Origin of the sequence: Halocynthiibacter sp. SDUM655004, assembly GCF_026015885.1 — a bacterium.
Taxonomy (GTDB): Bacteria; Pseudomonadota; Alphaproteobacteria; order Rhodobacterales; family Rhodobacteraceae; genus Falsihalocynthiibacter; species Falsihalocynthiibacter halioticoli.
In genome coordinates, this window is record NZ_JAPDUG010000001.1 from 142,738 (window position 1) to 160,679 (window position 17,942).

At 52.9% G+C, this 17,942-nt stretch carries 15 protein-coding genes; 4 read left to right on the forward strand and 11 right to left on the reverse strand.

What is annotated here, in order from left to right; translation table 11 throughout:
- Positions 1-140: 140 nt before the first annotated feature.
- The 8 genes from gyrB to mutM form a co-directional block, all read right to left on the reverse strand.
- Entirely contained in the window at positions 141-2,558 is a 2,418-nt protein-coding gene (gene gyrB, locus N9C89_RS00660) for a DNA topoisomerase (ATP-hydrolyzing) subunit B (protein ID WP_263951881.1), read from the reverse strand.
- Positions 2,559-2,627: 69 nt separating this feature from the next.
- Positions 2,628-3,257, reverse strand: a complete 630-nt coding sequence (locus tag N9C89_RS00665) for a LysE family translocator (protein WP_263951882.1) — start codon at positions 3,255-3,257, stop codon at positions 2,628-2,630.
- Positions 3,254-4,366, reverse strand: a complete 1,113-nt coding sequence (gene recF, locus N9C89_RS00670) for a DNA replication/repair protein RecF (protein ID WP_263951883.1) — start codon at positions 4,364-4,366, stop codon at positions 3,254-3,256. Before recF ends, N9C89_RS00665 begins: the two co-directional genes overlap by 4 nt.
- A 44-nt stretch (positions 4,367-4,410) precedes the next feature.
- Entirely contained in the window at positions 4,411-5,529 is a 1,119-nt protein-coding gene (gene dnaN / locus N9C89_RS00675) for a DNA polymerase III subunit beta (protein WP_263951884.1), read from the reverse strand.
- A gap of 126 nt (positions 5,530-5,655) precedes the next feature.
- A complete protein-coding gene (gene dnaA / locus N9C89_RS00680; protein ID WP_263951885.1) occupies positions 5,656-7,014 on the reverse strand; it encodes a chromosomal replication initiator protein DnaA in 1,359 nt (452 codons plus the stop codon).
- A 601-nt stretch (positions 7,015-7,615) separates the two neighbouring features.
- Positions 7,616-7,879, reverse strand: a complete 264-nt coding sequence (gene rpsT, locus N9C89_RS00685) for a 30S ribosomal protein S20 (protein ID WP_263951886.1) — start codon at positions 7,877-7,879, stop codon at positions 7,616-7,618.
- A gap of 94 nt (positions 7,880-7,973) precedes the next feature.
- Positions 7,974-8,750, reverse strand: a complete 777-nt coding sequence (locus tag N9C89_RS00690; protein ID WP_263951887.1) for an enoyl-CoA hydratase — start codon at positions 8,748-8,750, stop codon at positions 7,974-7,976.
- Between the two features lie 61 nt (positions 8,751-8,811).
- Complete coding sequence (gene mutM / locus N9C89_RS00695; protein ID WP_263951888.1) at positions 8,812-9,663, reverse strand: bifunctional DNA-formamidopyrimidine glycosylase/DNA-(apurinic or apyrimidinic site) lyase; 852 nt, start codon at positions 9,661-9,663, stop codon at positions 8,812-8,814.
- Between the two features lie 86 nt (positions 9,664-9,749).
- On the opposite strand from mutM, the gene ubiE reads away from it, so the two are divergent.
- Positions 9,750-10,502: a bifunctional demethylmenaquinone methyltransferase/2-methoxy-6-polyprenyl-1,4-benzoquinol methylase UbiE gene (gene ubiE / locus N9C89_RS00700; RefSeq protein ID WP_263951889.1), complete on the forward strand. Its 753-nt coding sequence runs from the start codon at positions 9,750-9,752 to the stop codon at positions 10,500-10,502.
- Positions 10,503-12,032: a 2-polyprenylphenol 6-hydroxylase gene (gene ubiB, locus N9C89_RS00705; RefSeq protein ID WP_263951890.1), complete on the forward strand. Its 1,530-nt coding sequence runs from the start codon at positions 10,503-10,505 to the stop codon at positions 12,030-12,032.
- On the opposite strand, the gene N9C89_RS00710 is transcribed toward ubiB, so the two are convergent.
- The 3 genes from N9C89_RS00710 to N9C89_RS00720 all read right to left on the reverse strand — a co-directional run bounded on the left by N9C89_RS00710 (position 12,029) and on the right by N9C89_RS00720 (position 15,425).
- A complete protein-coding gene (locus tag N9C89_RS00710) occupies positions 12,029-12,889 on the reverse strand; it encodes an aminoglycoside phosphotransferase family protein (RefSeq protein ID WP_263951891.1) in 861 nt (286 codons plus the stop codon). The two genes, ubiB and N9C89_RS00710, sit on opposite strands and share 4 nt — an antisense overlap.
- Before the next feature lie 65 nt (positions 12,890-12,954).
- Positions 12,955-13,617 (reverse strand): flagellar hook capping FlgD N-terminal domain-containing protein, encoded by a 663-nt coding sequence (locus N9C89_RS00715; protein WP_263951892.1) that lies wholly within the window; start codon positions 13,615-13,617, stop codon positions 12,955-12,957.
- An 11-nt stretch (positions 13,618-13,628) separates the two neighbouring features.
- Positions 13,629-15,425 carry a flagellar hook-length control protein FliK gene (locus N9C89_RS00720; protein ID WP_263951893.1) on the reverse strand — a complete coding sequence of 599 codons (1,797 nt, stop codon included), beginning with the start codon at positions 15,423-15,425 and terminating at the stop codon, positions 13,629-13,631.
- Between the two features lie 109 nt (positions 15,426-15,534).
- On the opposite strand from N9C89_RS00720, the gene N9C89_RS00725 reads away from it, so the two are divergent.
- Positions 15,535-15,819 carry a rod-binding protein gene (locus N9C89_RS00725; RefSeq protein ID WP_394358463.1) on the forward strand — a complete coding sequence of 95 codons (285 nt, stop codon included), beginning with the start codon at positions 15,535-15,537 and terminating at the stop codon, positions 15,817-15,819.
- Between the two features lie 549 nt (positions 15,820-16,368).
- Positions 16,369-17,895 carry a flagellin gene (locus tag N9C89_RS00730; protein ID WP_263951894.1) on the forward strand — a complete coding sequence of 509 codons (1,527 nt, stop codon included), beginning with the start codon at positions 16,369-16,371 and terminating at the stop codon, positions 17,893-17,895.
- The last annotated feature ends 47 nt before the right edge of the window (positions 17,896-17,942 follow it).

Consider the following 17,942-nt stretch of genomic DNA (forward strand, 5'->3'; position numbering starts at 1 on the left):
TAATCCGCATGCAAATTGATTGCGCCAGAGGTGCGTTTTAGCGCCGGTAAGGCACCTCCGGCGTGAAATTAAGCTAGCTTATGGGCCAACTACGCAGACCTTTACTGCGAATGCAGAAATTTACGTGTCTCTACGCGCACTTAGAAGTCGAGGTTTTCGACGTTCAGAGCGTTGTTTTGGATAAAGTCGCGACGCGGCTCAACGACATCGCCCATAAGTTTGGTAAAGAGATCGTCTGCCTCTGCCATATCCTCGACCTTAACTTGCAAAAGGATACGCGCGTCAGGGTCTAGGGTGGTTTCCCAAAGCTGATCAGGGTTCATCTCGCCCAAGCCTTTATAGCGTTGAAGAGACAGGCCTTTTTCGCCTTCCTTCAAGATCGCTTGCAGCAACTCGCTTGGTCCATGGATGAGAGTTTCCTTATCCTTGCGGACGAGTTTTGAAGGCTTGTTGTAAACATCCAGAAGGCTCTCGGTATAGCTTCCGAGCTTGCGTGCCTCACCAGAGCGCAGCACGTGGCCGTCAAGTGTACGAACCTCTTCAACACCGCGCAGGATACGCGCGAGACGAATACCCTTATCCTGTGTTGGACGGCCGCGCCAACCGCGCTCGTATTCAACAGCGATGCTATCCAGACGTGCAGCGATTGCGTCTGCAACAGCCTGTAGGTTTTCATCTACGGCGCCCGGTACGAAAGCGGCAGCGATAGCAGCCTGTTCGATAATGTGCTGCGGATAGTGGGTCGGGAAGGCTTGTAGGATGCGGCGCACTTGGCGCGCCTCGTCCACAACACGGCGCAAATCAGCGCCAACGATTTCCTCGCCAGATGCAAGACGCAGCACAGCGCCATCGATGCCCTGCTCGATCAGGTAATCGTCCATTGCGGCCTGATCTTTGAGGTAAACCTCTGATTTCCCGCGCGAAACTTTATAGAGCGGTGGCTGCGCAATATAGAGATAACCGCCTTCGATAAGTTCAGGCATTTGCCGATAGAAGAATGTTAACAGGAGCGTACGAATGTGCGCGCCGTCCACGTCGGCATCGGTCATGATGACGATCTTGTGGTAACGCAGCTTGCTGATGTCAAACTCGTCGCGGCCAATACCAGTGCCGAGCGCCATCACGAGGTTGCCGATTTCTTGGCTGGCAAGCATGCGGTCAAACCGTGCGCGCTCTACGTTCAGGATCTTACCCTTGAGGGGCAAAATAGCCTGTGTCATCCGATCTCGGCCTGTTTGTGCAGAACCGCCGGCGGAATCCCCCTCCACGAGGAAGACTTCGGTTTTGGACGGGTCTTTTTCAGAGCAATCCTTGAGTTTGCCAGCGAGGAAATTCACGTCGAGCGCGGTTTTGCGGCGTGTGAGTTCCCGTGCTTTCCGAGCCGCTTCACGGGCAAGTGCAGCCTCTACAATCTTACCAACGATCTGCTTGGCTTCATTCGGGTTCTCTTCAAACCACTCTGCGAGCTTTTCGTTTACGAGGCTCTCAACCGCTGGACGGACCTCGGAAGAGACAAGTTTGTCTTTGGTCTGAGAGCTGAATTTCGGATCCGGTACTTTTACCGACAGCACACAGGTAAGCCCCTCACGTGCGTCATCACCGGTGAAGGAAACCTTTTCCTTCTTCGCGATACCGCTGGATTGGGCGTAGCTGTTGATTGTGCGTGTCAACGCGCCGCGGAAACCGGCCAAATGGGTGCCGCCGTCGCGCTGTGGGATGTTGTTGGTAAAGGGCAGGACGTTTTCGTGGTAGCTGTCGTTCCACCACATTGCGACCTCAACGCCGATGTCATCTTTCTCGCCGACCATAAAGATCGGTTCTGGCATAACGGCGGTTTTGCTTCGGTCGAGGAACTTCACGAATTCCTTAACGCCACCTTCGTAATAAAGCTCTGTCTCAAGCGGTTCTACGGGGCGATTGTCACGGAGGATAATGCGGACGCCGGAGTTAAGGAACGCAAGCTCGCGAAGACGCTTTTCGAGCGTTTCAAAGCTAAAGTCGCGGTTAGAGAATGTATCGGTCGAGGCAAGAAAGCGTACTTCGGTTCCTTTGCGCCCGTTTGCATCACCAACAACGCGCAGGTGTTCAACCGTGTCGCCGTGTTCGAAGCGTGCGAAATGCTCTTTGCCATCACGCCAAATGCGGAGCTCAAGAAAATCAGAGAGCGCGTTCACAACCGAAACACCAACGCCATGAAGGCCGCCGGATACTTTGTAAGAGTTGCTGTCGAACTTACCGCCCGCGTGAAGCTGGGTCATGATAACTTCGGCCGCAGAAACACCTTCGTCTTCGTGCATTCCAACCGGAATTCCGCGTCCGTTGTCACTTACGGATACCGAAGAATCTTCGTGAATTGTTACGGTCACGGCGTCGGCATGACCAGCTAACGCTTCGTCAATTCCGTTGTCCACAACCTCATACACCATGTGGTGCAAACCAGAGCCGTCATCGGTATCACCGATGTACATACCGGGCCGTTTTCTCACGGCCTCCAAGCCCTTGAGAACCTTAATGGAATCGGCACCGTATTCTTCTGGTTGCTGCTCGTTTTCAGCCATGTTCGCGATCCTTCAAATTTTGAATATTTATACGGTGTTTCCAGAGGATTGTCACGCAATTGAGCGCAATTATACGAGGGCAGAAACCGTAAGATACGCCCCGACTCCGAGCAGGAGAGCGCCAGCAAAAATATTCAGCCTGGAAAGTGCTTTGGGCGTGCTGAGAAACCCTCTTAAACGGTGTACCAACGCGGCAAATATCAGGTTGCCGACAAAGGGCACAATAATCGACAAGAACACGATTGCGGCAATGTCTGGTGGTGTGATCTGTGTGAGATCGAAGAACCCGGGCAGCATACCCATATAGAACAGGATCGCCTTTGGGTTTCCGAGGATAACGGCGACGCCGGCCAGAAATCCGGCCAGCACTCCGGGGCGGGTCAGGCGGCTATCGGTGTCTATTGTGCGGTCTGCGTGGCGGATAAGCTGTATACCGAGATAGAGGAAAAACGCAGCAGCGCCGTAGCGCAGAATCGTCATCAACCCATCAATTTCCTCAACCAGCCAGCTAACGCCAAGAACAGCAAGCAATGGCCAGAAGGCATCGCCAATCGCAACGCCAAATGCGAGCGGCCATGCCGCAGAGAAGCCGCCAGACAAAGCGCGCGCCACAATCGCAACCCAGACAGGGCCGGGAGTTAGGAACAAGACGAGCAACGCGAAGGCGTATAGGGCGAGGTCAGAGGCCGCGAGTGTCATTTGGCAACACGAATTTCAGATGTGCCGTCATTATCAGTTACCTCAAGGTGGTCCGCTCGCGCACCGAGCTCAACAAAGAGTTCCGCTCCAGTACCTGTCATGAAGGCCTGTGCGTTAAGGGCGCAAAGCTCGTCATAGAGCGCGGCGCGGCGGCTGGAATCTAGGTGTGCAGCAACCTCATCAAGCAACAGAATCGGTGGCGCTCCGATTTCGTTCGCCAAGGCCCGCCCATTTGCGAGAATAAGGGAGATCAACAGCGCTTTTTGCTCGCCTGTGGAGCAGTCTTTGGCGGGTACGTCTTTTTCGGCGTAAACCGCACCGAGATCTGCCCGATGGGGGCCGATGAGCGTGCGTCCGGCGCGAATATCGAGCGCGCGATTGTCCGCGAATGCAGCGGCTAGGTCTTGGGCTTGTTCGGGCTTTGGGGCGGAGTCATCAATATGAAACAGGGCGAGATCGGCCTTCGGAAAGCTGGTTTCCGCCGCCTCTTGCGCGTCTGTGAGTTTGTTGACGGTATGGTGGCGATTGGCCCAAATTTGCGCGCCGACGTCTGCCATTTGTTTTTCAAGTGCGAGATACCATGACGGATCGCGCACTTGGTCTTTCAAGAGCCTGTTGCGCTCGCGCATGCATTTTTCATAAGTCAGCACTGCGTCGGCGTGTTCGGGCAGAAAGCTCAGCACCATTCGATCAAGAAACCGACGACGCCCTTCAGCGCCCTCTATCCAGAGCCGATCCATGGAAGGGATGAGCCAGAGAACGCGCGCAATCTCGCCTAAGGCGTTTTGCGGGGCGGATTTTCCGTCAATTTTGACCTGTCGTGCCGCGCCACCTTCAGACCATGTTTCAATTTCATATAGGTGGGATTGCGAGTTTAAGACCGCAGAGATTTTCCAGCCGTCCACACCGGCCTTGCGTGTCATATCAGCAGCGCTTGCGCGGCGGAGACCCCGACCGGGAGAGAGAAGCGAAATTGCCTCAAGGACATTGGTTTTGCCTGCGCCGTTTGGGCCGAAAATCGCAACGGGTTTGCCGGATAGCTCTAATCGGCTCACTTTGTGCGAGCGGAAATGGGAAAGAGTTAGCGCATGAACCGAGAGGCCTGTCATTGGCATTTTCCTGCGCTTTGTGTTTGCCCTAATACGGGCAAACCTTAGACTCGCATCGGCATGACAACATAGACCGCCGAGGTGTCATTGCCTTCGCGCATCAAAGTTGGGTCACCAGCAGAGTTAAACATGAACACTGCGTTCTCACGATCAACTTGGCTTGCGATCTCAAGAAGATACTTGGCGTTAAACCCGATCTCCAAACGTTCGTCGCCATAAGCCACGGCGAGCTCCTCTTCCGCAGCGCCACTGTCTGGCGCGTTGACGGAAAGTACCAAACGGTCTTCATCGAGTGAAAGTTTAACCGCACGGCTGCGCTCACTGCTCACAGTGGATACACGATCAACAGCTTTCGCGAATTCGGCTGCGTCGACCTCAAGCTTGCGCGTGTTACCGGCGGGGATAACGCGTGTGTAATCTGGGAAGGTTCCGTCGATGACTTTGGAAGTCAGCGTGATTTCAGGTGTGGCAAAGCGCACCTTAGTTTCGCTTACAGAAACGGCGATTTGCACATCGTCGTCCTCAAGAAGCTTGCGCAACTCGCCAACAGTTTTTCGGGGAACAATCACACCGGGCATGTCCGCAGCACCTTCTGGAAGGTCAGCATCAATGCGGGCTAGACGGTGACCGTCTGTGGCCACACAACGCAACACTTTGCCGCCTTCGGCATCAGCGATATGCATGAAGACACCGTTCAGGTAATATCTTGTTTCCTCCGTCGAAATCGCAAATTTCGACTTATCGAACAAGCGACGCAGCACGACCGCACTCGCCGTGAAGTTGGCGGTGTATTCTGAAGTGGCCATCACAGGGAAATCTTCGCGCGGGAGCGTGGCCAGCGAGAAGTTGGAGCGGCCCGCCTCGACAGTCAAGCGACCAGATGCGCCATCGTCGGTCAATTGAACAAGTGCACCGTCAGGAAGCTTGCGGACGATCTCGTGAAGCAGAACCGCCGAAACCGTTGTTGCGCCAGCGCGTTCAACTTGCGCAAGGGTCTTGTCCACAACTTCAATATCAAGGTCGGTGGCGCGGAAAGAAACGGCCTCACCCTCGGCCTCGATCAAGACATTGGCGAGGATAGGTATCGTGTTGCGACGCTCGACCACGGATTGTGCTTGCGAAACCGCTTTTAGAAGTGCGGCGCGTTCGATACTGATTTTCATTCTGTTGCTCCTACCGACAGGTGCAGGGGCGAAGAGGCAAAGCCTCCGCCCGATGTTGCGAGTTCAATGGAATGTCCGACGATATGAGGGGGGCGTCAAGGGCAGAAGCCCCCTCAGCGAAGGTTTTCAAGCCTCTAGGCTGCGGCGCAACAGTTCAAGGTCTTCTGCGATCTGGTTGTCATGCGCTTTAAGCTCTTCAATGCGCTTCACGCCGTGCATCACGGTCGTGTGGTCGCGCCCGCCGAACCGACGTCCGATTTCTGGGAGCGAACGGCTGGTGAGTTGCTTGGAAAGGAACATCGCAACCTGACGTGGACGTGCGATTGTTCGCACACGCTTTGGGCCAATCATTTCGGAAAGGCGGATGTTGTAATGCTCGCTTACTTTACGCTGGATTTCCTCGATTGTGATCTTGCGATCAGAAGCGCGGAGAATATCTGCGAGGCAGTCTTGAGCGAGTTCGAGCGTAATCTCACGACCCACGAGAGACGCGAAGGCAAACAATCGGGTCAGCGCGCCCTCAAGAACACGGACGTTCGTTGAAATGCGGTGGGCGAGGAATTCAAGAACGCCATCAGCCAGAACCAGTCCGGAATATTGTTTACGATAGAGTTCGACCTTTTGCTGCAGAATGCCAAGGCGCAATTCGTAATCGGTCGGATGAAGATCAACCACAAGGCCGCACTGCAGCCGCGATTTGATACGATCTTCAAGCTCTTTGATTTCACCGGGTGCGCGATCGGCAGAGATGATGATCTGTTTGTTCTGATCGACCAGCGCGTTGAACGTATGGAAAAACTCTTCCTGCGTTGAATCTTTGCCCGCGATGAATTGCACGTCATCAACCATCAGAACATCAACCGAGCGGAAGAGTTCCTTGAAATCCATCATCTTGCGTTCGCGAAGCGCTTGAACAAAGCGGTACATGAACTGCTCGGCAGAGAGGTACACGACATTCAGGTCGGGGCGCTCGCTCTGAAGCTCTTGAGCAATAGCGTGCATCAGGTGTGTTTTACCGAGGCCAACACCACCGTAAAGGAACAGAGGGTTGAATGAAACGGGGCCACCTTCGGCCACGCGTTTGGCGGCGGCGTGGGCAAGTTCGTTAGGTTTGCCGACAACAAAGCTGTCGAACGTAAAACGCGAATCCAGCGGCGCGCCGGGAAGCTCTACTTCGGGGGCTTGGGTTTGTGTTTGGGCAGGGGTAGCGCCTTGGGACTTCTTGGGAGCGGTGCGCGTTGCGGTTTTGGCCACAGCGAATTCCAAACGGTGAACCGCTTCTCCTGCTTCATTCAGCAGGTGTTTGATCTGCTCGCCAAAATTGCGAGAGACCCAGTTTCCCATGAAACTTGTCGGAACTGAGAAAACGGCAACGCCATCACGAAATCCGGAGAACTCAAGTGGTTCTATCCAATTTGTGAAGTTGCTCGTTCCAACAGTTCTTTGCAGCTCTTCCCGTACCGATCCCCAGGTCTCGTTGGTCATTCTTGTCTTACCCGCTTCGTCAAATATTCCTGAAACCACCGCAGCAGCGATTCCAGAATCCCCAAATAAAGCAACCACGCTCCGACTGTTTGCGTCATTGACATAACGCAAACGCCTTCCCCGTTCGGACTCACATAGAATCCGGGACTTGTGACAGCTCGCTACGCTGGAACTCCCGAATTCCAGCAAACAACCTGGCCTCACACAAGCGAGGGGGCGAAGAGGGATGCGGCGCGCTCGCGAAGAATATCTCCGCAAAATGCGCTTTAACCACTCAAGGCAGCGGCAGAACCAAGCCTTGAGAAACAAATCAACCCAGCGTTGTTCTCTCGCCGAGATGTCAAACCACTGGTTGCCCGGCGTTTGTTCTACTTCGGCTGTGTTGATGTCGACTCTTCAGACGCGACGTGAATCGCATGGACAAGCTAGCAAGGGTTCAGCGACACGCGCAACTTATCTTCGGCCTTGACTCTGTCTTTCTTCAAACGAATCTGAGAAGCCCTTTTTTAGTCTCTTTTGAAGAAACATTTTTGTCGCAACGACAAAAAAAGAGCGCCCCCATAGGGAACGCTCTCTCAATAACCAAAGCAGTCGATTCGTATTAGGCGATTGCCTTAACGCGTGCCGAAAGGCGCGACAGTTTACGAGCGACTGTGTTTTTGTGGTAGATGCCTTTAGTCACACCGCGCATCAGCTCTGGCTGAGCAGCGCGAAGTGCAGCAGTTGCATCTTCCTTGTTGCCGGACTCGATCGCTTCCTCAACCTTGCGGAGGAAGGTGCGAACGCGCGAACGGCGTGCTTTGTTTACTTGGAAACGACGCTCGTTTTGACGGGCGCGTTTTTTAGCTTGGGGCGAATTTGCCATATCTCGAATTCCCACTTGTTGGGGTCGTGTAAATCTGAAGTTGGGCTTCTAGGCCCGACTCGCTCGTAAGTCAACGGGGTTTTCGCGCTTTTTCCTACTTATCGCGGAACTGCGCTTCTCTTTTTTCCTGAAACGCTGCCATTCCCTCTTTTTGGTCCTCAGTCGCGAAGAGCGAGTGGAACAAACGCCGTTCATAGAGCAGCCCCTCGGAAAGCGTTGTTTCATAGGACCTATCGACCGCTTCCTTGGCCGCTTTCGTTGCGAGTTGGGACTTCTCCGCAATCTTGTGGGCCGCGCTCAAGGCTTCATCCATAAGTTTCTTGGCGGGGACCAATCTGCTTACCAAACCGGAGCGTTCCGCTTCTTCGGCATCCATGAAACGGCCAGTCAGGTGCATATCCATTGATTTCGACTTGCCGACGAATCGAGTCAGTCGCTGGCTTCCGCCCATTCCGGCAATAACGCCGAGGTTGATCTCGGGCTGCCCGAACTTCGCGTTGTCGGCGCAGATGATGAAATCACACATCATTGCAAGCTCACATCCGCCACCAAGAGCATAGCCCGCGACGGCGGCGATGATTGGCTTTCGGTTGTTCAGGAGGCGTGTTGTCTCGGCGCCGAAATAGTCAGAGCCAAACATGTCGACAAAGCTCTTATCCGCCATCTCTTTGATGTCTGCGCCCGCGGCGAATGCTTTTTCCGAACCTGTCAGAACAATGCAGCGGACTTTGTCGTTCTTCTCGGCAGCCTCTAAAGCATCCGCCAATTCGCCCAGAAGTGTCGAATTGAGCGCATTTAGTGCTTCGGGTCGGTTGAGTTTAATAAGAGCGACGTGGTCTTCGACATCGACGATCAGGGTCTCATAAGCCATGTTCAGGTACCAATTTGTTACAGTTAGCTCTTGGATTATCAGTCTTGCGAGACCATTCAACCTATCTTTGGCACGTGGGGCAATAGAATGTCGAACGGCCCGATTGGGAAATACGCTCGATTTTCGCGTTGCATTCTGTGTTCACACAAGACTCTCCTTCGCGGCCATAAACCTTGAAACTATGTTGAAAATAGCCAAGATCTCCGTCTGCCTGCCTGTGATCCTTTAGTGTTGAGCCTCCTGCCTCAATCGCTTCAGACAGAACATCACGGATAGCAGGAACCAGTGCAGCAATATCACGCTGCCGAAGTTTTTTTGCCTGTTTACGTGGCGATATGCCCGTGCGGAAAAGAATCTCACAGACATAGATATTGCCCAATCCCGCGACGATTCTTTGATCTAGAAGTACGGATTTCATTGGTGCTGTTTTGGTTGCGAGTTTTTCGGCGAGGTAGGTTTCGTTAAACTCATTCCCGAAGGGCTCCGGGCCAAGGACTTTGAGGAGTTTGTGCTCCTCCGCAGTGTCGGTATTTAATAAGTCCATAGCGCCAAAACGGCGTGGGTCATTGAATGTCACACGAGCGCCGTTGTCGAAATCGAGCACAACATGATCGTGTTTCTCTGGTGCGGGATGGTTGAAATGAAAATCGCCAACCGTTCCGCCGGATATCAGCATCCGACCCGACATGCCTAAATGGATCAGAAGTGTTTCTCCGGTATCAAGGTTCGCAAGAATGTATTTTGATCTGCGTCTCAACCCCAAAATCCGCGCCCCTGTTAACCGCGCTGCCATATCAGGCGGAAAGGGCCAGCGCAGATCGGGGCGCCGGATATCGGCTTTTGTTATCACCGCGCGCTCCATTACTGGTAACAACCCGCGACGAACCGTCTCTACCTCGGGTAATTCGGGCATGAAATGTTTCCTTCTGTGCGGCGTTCATTGTAACCAAGACTGAGCGCTCTATAAGAGTGGTGTGATTTAGGAATGGGCAAGTCAAAATGACCGAGAACTCCCAAAAAACAACTCACTTCGGTTTTCAGACCGTCGACGAGGATGCAAAAGCGGGCATGGTGCATGGTGTTTTCACCAATGTCGCCTCGAAATACGACGTGATGAACGACGCCATGTCGATGGGAATCCATCGCATCTGGAAGGAAGCGATGATGGATTGGCTCGCGCCGCGAGCAGGCCAGCAGCTTCTTGATGTGGCCGGCGGCACGGGGGATATTTCGTTTAAGTTCCTGAAGCGCGCCGGACATGGCCATGCAACGATATGCGACATGACCGAGAGTATGCTGGTTGAGGGCGCACAGCGCCCGCAGGCTCGCGAACGGGCGGATGAGTTGGATTGGGTCGTCGGCGATGCAATGGCTTTGCCTTTCCCTGATAACTCTTTCGATGTGTATACGATCAGTTTTGGCATTCGGAATGTAACGCGCATTCAGGATGCACTCGACGAGGCGTTTCGCGTATTGCGCCCTGGCGGTCGGATCATGGTTCTGGAGTTCTCGCAATTGCCGAATGCAGCGATGCAGAAAGCATATGACCTTTATTCCTTCAATGTCATTCCGAAAATGGGGAAGATGATCGCCAACGACGAAGAGAGCTACCAGTATCTGGTCGAATCTATCCGCAAGTTCCCCGATCAGGAAACTTTTGCAGGCATGATCCGCAAAGCTGGCTTCGACAATGTTAAGTATCGGAATCTCTCGATGGGAATTGCCGCACTTCACTCAGGATGGAAAATCTAGATGCGCGGCCCTCATAATATCTGGCGATTTGTACGAACCGGCGCAACTTTCGAGCGGACCGGTGCCATGGCCGTTATTCTCGATGCAATTGATGCGCCGCCGATCATTCGCATTCCGCTGCGCAGTCTGGTCTGGCCGTTTCGCTGGCTGGGGCTAAAAGGAGATCCGGCGCTGTCGCCTGTTGTGCGTGCGTTGAATGCGCTGGGGCCAGCCTACATTAAGTTCGGCCAGATGATCTCGACCCGTCCCGATATCGCGGGTGCCGACTTGGCGCGGGAATTGCGCGTTCTACAGGACAAGCTCCCTCCATTTCCGACCGAAGAAGCAATTAAATCCATTGAAGCAGAATTGGATCGGCCGGCATCGGAGCTGTTCAGCGAGTTTGGCGATGCCGTCGCGGCGGCAAGTATCGCGCAAGTCCATCGCGCGCGCTTGGCCGAAAACGGCAAAGAGGTTGCGGTTAAAGTTTTGCGGCCCAACATCGAAAAAGCATTCCGAAAAGACATCGATGCTTTCTATTTCGCGGCTGGCCTTTTCGAGTTTCTTTCCCCAGCATCTCGCCGTTTGAAACCGACGGATGTGATAACTCATTTCGACAAAGGCGTGATGGGCGAGTTGGACCTAAGGCTCGAGTGTGCTGCGGCGTCTGAGTTTGCTGCGAGCACAGCCAAAGACCCTGGTATTCAAATCCCCGATCCGGAATGGGATTTGTCTGGCAAACGGGTCATGGTACTTGGATGGGCTGAAGGCGTTCCAATCGGTGACAATGATGCGCTCGATGCTGCGGGCCACGACCGGACCAAGATTGCAGCGCGTGTTTTGCAACTCTTTTTGAGCCACGCGTTGCGCGACGGCTATTTCCACGCTGATATGCATCAAGGCAACATGAAGATCGCCGCAAATGGCGACATTATTGCCTATGATTTCGGTATTATGGGCCGGATCGACGAATACACTCGCCGTGTTTACGCAGAGATTTTGTACGGCTTTATTCAACGAGATTACAAACGGGTCGCGGCGGTCCATTTTGAGGCCGGCTATGTTCCTGCTGACCGTGATGTGGATGAGTTTGCCAGTGCCATTCGCGCTGTAGGTGAACCGATTTTTGGAATGGATGCTACGGGCATTTCCATGGGTCGCCTCCTGCATCACCTTTTCGAGGTGACGGAGCGCTTCGGAATGGAGACCCGCACCGAGTTGATCTTGTTGCAACGAACAATGGTTGTTGTCGAAGGGGTCGCGCGTTCGCTTGATCCGCACATCAACATCTGGAATGTCGCGCGCCCTGTTGTTGAGGATTATATCAAGACGAACCTCGGCCCGCGTGCCTTCCTTAAGGATTTCGCACAGTCCGCTCGTGTGCTTAGCCGCCTTAGCCCTTTGTTGCCGGAATTGGCGGAGCAGGTGTTGATGAAGCAAACCCAGCCTGAAGAAAAGCGTGCGAAATCGCGTGGCCTCGGGAGCGCTGGTATGTTCGCGTTGGGCGCGGGCGTAGCTCTGGCGGGTGTTTGGGCCGGAACACTTTTTTAGGCCTTTAGCGCTGTGAGTTCGGCTTGGAGCGCCTTCTCGTAGTCGCGATCCCCTTGCGAGATTTTCCACAGGCAGTAAGCCGCCATGCGCCAGTGAAACAACGGTGTCAGAAGCTGGAAGCGTTTCTGCAGCAAGGGATCGCCGTACGCTTGAAGCAGAGTGCGTGCGTCTGCGTCGCTTAACGGGCCTTCGCCATATAGGATTTGCATCGCGGGAGAGAGGAATATTGCAAAGTCCTCGCAAGGGTCGCCGATTGCGGGGCACTGCCAATCGATGAATTGGATCCCCGTTTGCGTAACAAGGATATTCGCGGGAACGAGATCCCCGTGCAGGAACACCGGAGGTGTTTCTGAAATATATGGAAGGTCAGGCGGGGGAGGAAGTAACTGCTTTTCTGCCTCTTCGCACAGAGACAGGATTTTCTGGCCTTGAAGTAAGAGTTTTGATGCAACAGGCAGGCCAGCCTTCAGCAATGACGGAGCGTTCTGGTTATGGAGAAACCGAATTGCCTTACCGAGCTTGGAGGCGCTTTCGCGGGTTGGTTTCCAAATCTCGCCATCAAGGTATTCATAGACTAGGCAAAGCCCCTCACGCGCACTGAGGAGTTTTAGCGGGTTTGGTGAAATACCTTTTCCACTGAGCTCGGTCAGCGCGGCAAACTCTGCGCCCGCTCTGTTGGGAAAGAGGGGGTTCGTGCTTTCTTTCGGGTAGAGCTTGCAAACGAGCGTTTCGGTTTCGGATTGTAGCTTCCATGAACGATTGCTCCGACCACCCTTAAGAGGCGTCCAGACCGTGCTGTCCTTGGCTAGGCCTTCGGCGCAGAGTCTATCCTGAAGAATTTGCGGAGCTTCTGCCATCTCTTGCCTGTACCAAATAAATGTCTGGGCAAGCTAGTCAGACGGGCTCGAATGATCAACACTCGCTATTCCTTACGTAGAGCCGTGACTTCATCAACAGCGACAATTGCGCCGCTATCCAAAACAAGTTTGGTTGTGCCTCCATCTTGTCGAGCTTCAACAACCTGCGAATAGCTTTCTATTTGTTTGGTCGCTAGCTGCTCCCCTTCGCTATAGCTTTCTAGCGAAAAGCTATAGTTACCGTGAAGCATTGGTGATCCCGCAGTATTCTGCCCCGTCCATTCGAAGGGCTCGTCGGTAACGGGGATCTCGGTTCTTTGAACAACGGTCCCCAATTCGTTCCGAACCAACAGGAATGTCTGGTCAGCACCGCTTGGTGGATTTGGCGCAAGTGTAATTGGGGCGCCATCAAACTTTGTTGGGGCAGATGAGCGGGCATCCATGCCGACCCAACTCGCGACTTGAGACATCCCGTTTGAACCGTAACTCGCAACAAGATTCTCCAACAATTCGTTTGTCTTAACACCCTGCTCAACATTGGAGAACGTGGCAAGCTGCGCGGCAAAATCGGTTGAGTCCGTCGGATTCAACGGGTCCTGATTGTTGATTTGCGCTGTCAGCATCGTGAGGAAGGTATCGAAGTCTGAGGCCAGTGCTTTCCGATCGGCGGTTGATTCCCTGATTGGCTCCGATGTCTGAGTTGGCGGGGTTTGAGAGGAAATTTCCATCTGTGTCCTTTCTAGACGCGGTAGTCCACACTTTCGGCGGACCCCAATTTGAGTTTTCTTGGTGGGAGAGTTTCAGAACCATTCTTGGTTGAAGCGCTGAAGTCAGAAATGTCTTCTTGGTCGCGCCTGTGTTGATCGGGGATGTGCTCCGAACCAGATTGGGAGAAGCTGAAAGCCGTACTTTCGTATCCCAGCGATTGAAAGCCTTGGGAGAGCATTTCGATGTTGCGGCGCATGAGATCGAGCGTTTCAGGCCGTTCTGCAACGATAGAAAGCATCATGCCGTGTTCAGCTGGCAGGAGCGTAAGCCGAACTTTTCCTAACTCTTCCGGCGATAAGGCAATTTCTATTGGGCGATTGGGCTCATGCGGGAATGATTGGGCGAGTTGCTGCACAATCAGTCTAGGTGTCTCTGGTCGCAAACCTGCAACTTCCCTTGAAGACGTCGTGGGTGCTGATGCTGAGGATTCAATTCGGCTAAAGCTCGTTTCGATCTCGGTCTCTCTCGGCTGCGGATCATCTATCTGAGCAATTTCAATCAATGAACTGGAGGCGAGATGCTGCGGTTCATTCGAACCAGCCTGAACATTGCTTGGTGCTTTCGGCAGCTCGAATTTCGGTCGATCCAATTGCGCTGTAGATTCTAGCTTCTCTGGGCGTGACGCAGCGGTGGTTTCGTGCGTAGAGATTCCTATAGGCGCTTCGCTATGGAGAATGTCTTTGGGAACTTCAGGTTTATGAGTCGAGTTTGTGCTCGCGTCGGTGTTTGCAACGACCGATTGATCGCGTTGGCTTGTTTGATCCTTTCGATAAGCACCAAGGGAAGCGGAAGACTCCGACGGAGTTGGTTTCGTAGTTTCTTGTGTCTGCGGTTGAGTTACAGACTCGATCTGAGCAGTTTCCGTTTCGATGTTGGTAGATTGCAAACGGACCCCTGTGGGTTCGGATGGAACGCTCGTCTGAGTTGGTGCGAACGGAGTTTGCCCGGTATTATGGGCAACTTTGTAAGTTTGTGATGCCTGCGGATTGTGTCCATCTCCACCAGCAAGCGTCCTATTCTGTGGTTCTTTAAAGTGGTAAACTGGGTTCCAAGTTTCTTTGGGTCTTTGTTGATCTGGAGGCGATTGAGTACTAACTGTTCCCGCCTGTTCGTCGCTCCAGCTCTCGTATTTCCCTTGGATCGGTGCGGGTGCCTCACGTTTTTTCTGGGACTTGTCGGTGTTAGATTCCAATGGCTGGTCGATACGTTTATCGCTTATTGCCGCCGCTAGCTCTGGAACCTCGTTTCCGATGGGTGCTGCTTCAGACTGGCCTTGCGTGCCATTCAAAGGAGTAGAGTTGTAGCCCTGTTCTTGGGCATTGGTATCGCGTGCATCGGCTGTGGTCGCTCTGGTGATTTCGATCGAGTTATTAAGCACAGAAGTAGGCGTTTCTTGGGGGACACTAATGTCATTCTGTGTTTTCTCGATCTTGCGATCATCAAAAGCTGCTTCACTTGTATGACCGACCAGCGATAATTCCTGTAGAGCGGGTGCTGTTACAGACCCCATCTTCAAGCCATCCGACGCATCCATTTGGATGAGAGACGCTCTCGGAGTTGAAACAACATCGACCGGGATTGTGCGTTGGGCCGCTGGGACTTCGCCACCAATAATCGACTCTTGAAAAGAGGCGCCTTCCAGTTGCGTCTCTGACAGAGCGTTTAAGAAGCTTTCAGCACCAGAAACATCACTTTCGCCACGCGGCTTTTCCGGTGCGGATATTGTGGGTAGCGCCGTCATGAGTTGCGCGAGAATAGTGCTTTTCATCCAAAGTCTCCGGAATTCTTCCTCGAGAGAACTTAAGCGCTAGATAGTTACTAGTTATTTACTGATCACATCGCATACTCATGAAAATGCATACAATTGCAGGTAATCTATGACGAGTATCCATCACACCACGCCCGTTGTTCCGCTGAAAACTAATGTGTCATCTGATACGGAGCTCATGAAGGTGGCAAAGGATCTGGAGGCGAACTTCTTAGCTGAGATGCTGAAGGCTGCGGGTTTAGGCAAAACCAGCGAAACCATGGGGGGCGGAGCAGGCGAGGAGCAGTTTAGCTCTTTTCTTCGGCAAGCTCAGGCGGAAGCGATGGTAGAGAAGGGAGGAATCGGGCTCGCCCAGTCTCTTTTTGAGGCATTGAAGGAGCGCGTCGATGAATAGCTCAGATACAATTTCTCAACTCTCTGACACTTTGGATTTGGAGCGTGCTCGGCTCCTTTCCGGAGATATCCTTAAATTTGAATCTATTCTGGCGGAAAAGAAGCGACTTTTTGAAATGCTTTTGGAAGGCGAAGCGCCGGACAGGTTGGCGCTCGATACTTTGCGAAAAAAGGCGTCCGAAAATCAAGCGCTACTTGCGACGACAATAAGAACGATCCGGGGCGTAAACGGGAGAATTTCCGCTCATAAGAACCGCCAGGCAGGCATTGTTTCTTATTCCCAAAATGGGGCGCGCGTACAAATCGGCGGCACAAGCATGACAAGCTTCGAATCCCGATCTTAATAACGCGCCATTTGTGTCAAATTGGCATGAAATGGACATCCGAGGTTAGGATAGTGTTCACGTTTCACCCCCATTTTTAAATCACTTCCAAGGGGAAGGCTGAAGCTCTGAAAAAGGGCTTCGAGGACATGTCAGAACGGCATTCGCACATCTTCGAGGTGTAAATTCATGACTGCGCAAAAGCGCATACAGTTAAGGAAAGCAATATGTCTAGTATTCTGACAAACACAGGTGCAATGGTCGCGCTGCAAACGCTGAAAGGCGTAAATGTAAATATGGCGACTACCCAAAACGAGATTTCGACGGGTAAGTCGGTATCTTCTGCTAAAGACAATTCTGCTGTCTGGGCAATTTCCAAAGTTATGGAAGCAGACGTGAACGGCTTTAAGGCAATTTCCGATAGCCTTGCTCTCGGAGAATCTACGGTCGCGGTTGCTCGACAGGCTTCTGAAACGGTAACCGACTTGTTGACTGACATTAAAGGCAAGATCGTTGCGGCACAGGAGGAGAATGTCGACCGGACTAAAATTCAGACAGATATTTCTGCGCTTCGTGATCAGATTACTGCGGTGGTTAGTGCTGCGCAATTTAACGGTCTGAACCTCATTCAAGGGACTGAAGACGTTGATATTCTGTCTTCTCTTGATCGTTCAGCAGATGGTTCGGTTGCAGCCACAAACATTACGATCTCTCGTCAGGATCAATCGACGGCCGCAGGGACATATGGTTCAGGCACTGACATATCCGCTAATGCGGTAATCGCAGATAGCGCATCTGCAGTGGCATCCTCGGCAAACACCGCAGTTGTATCTTATGCGAATACTTGGGCAGCGAATGATACTGCAACTTTGACGGTTGCCGGAGTTGAGCTTAGCTTTACTGCGACGGGCGCTGCAGTTGCTGATGTTGCCAGCTTTTTTGAGGGTGCGATCAATGGCCTTGGTCTTGATGGTGTCACGGCATCTTCGTCCGGTGGTGATCTTACAATTAGCTCCACGCGTGCCTTTGAAGACCTTTCCGTAACGTCTGCGTCTTCAACCGCTGGAGACGGTGACGCACTCATCACATCGTTGAACGGCACAGGTTCTCTTACGCTCGCAACGGGGGATATCAGCAAGCGCGCTGAGCAGATCGATATGTCGACTGCAGCAGCTGTTTCCGAAGGCGATAGCTATAAAGTGACTGTCGGCTCTAATTCCTACAACTACATCGCTGGCAAAGGCGAAAGTATGGAGGATGTAGCCAAGGGCCTTAAAACTGCAATTGATGGCGGTAGTATTGCTGGCGTAACCACTAAGGTTGTTCAGGATGCTACGACAAAGCAGTGGAGCGTTCAGATTGACAATGATGGAACCGGCTCAACGTCTCTTGCTTTGTCAACTGCGGCGAACCAAGACGGGAAGGCTTCGGGTGGTCTTTTTGGGCTCGATAAAATCGACGTGCGCACCGACGCAGGAGCTAGCTCTGCTTTGGATAGCATCGAAACGCTAATTCAATCATCAATCGACGCAGGGGCGAATTTTGGTTCCGCACAGGCACGGATTGAGAACCAGAGCGATTTCATCAGCAAACTCACCGACTCGCTAAAGTCGGGAATCGGGACGTTGGTTGATGCAGATATGGAAGAAGTATCAGCTAGGCTAACTGCGCTTCAAACTCAGCAACAGCTTGCCGTACAATCCCTATCGATTGCAAATCAGGCACCACAGTCGATCTTGTCTCTATTCCGTTAACTCAAACCTACAGTCGGAGCACTAAACAATAGCGCTCCGACTATTCT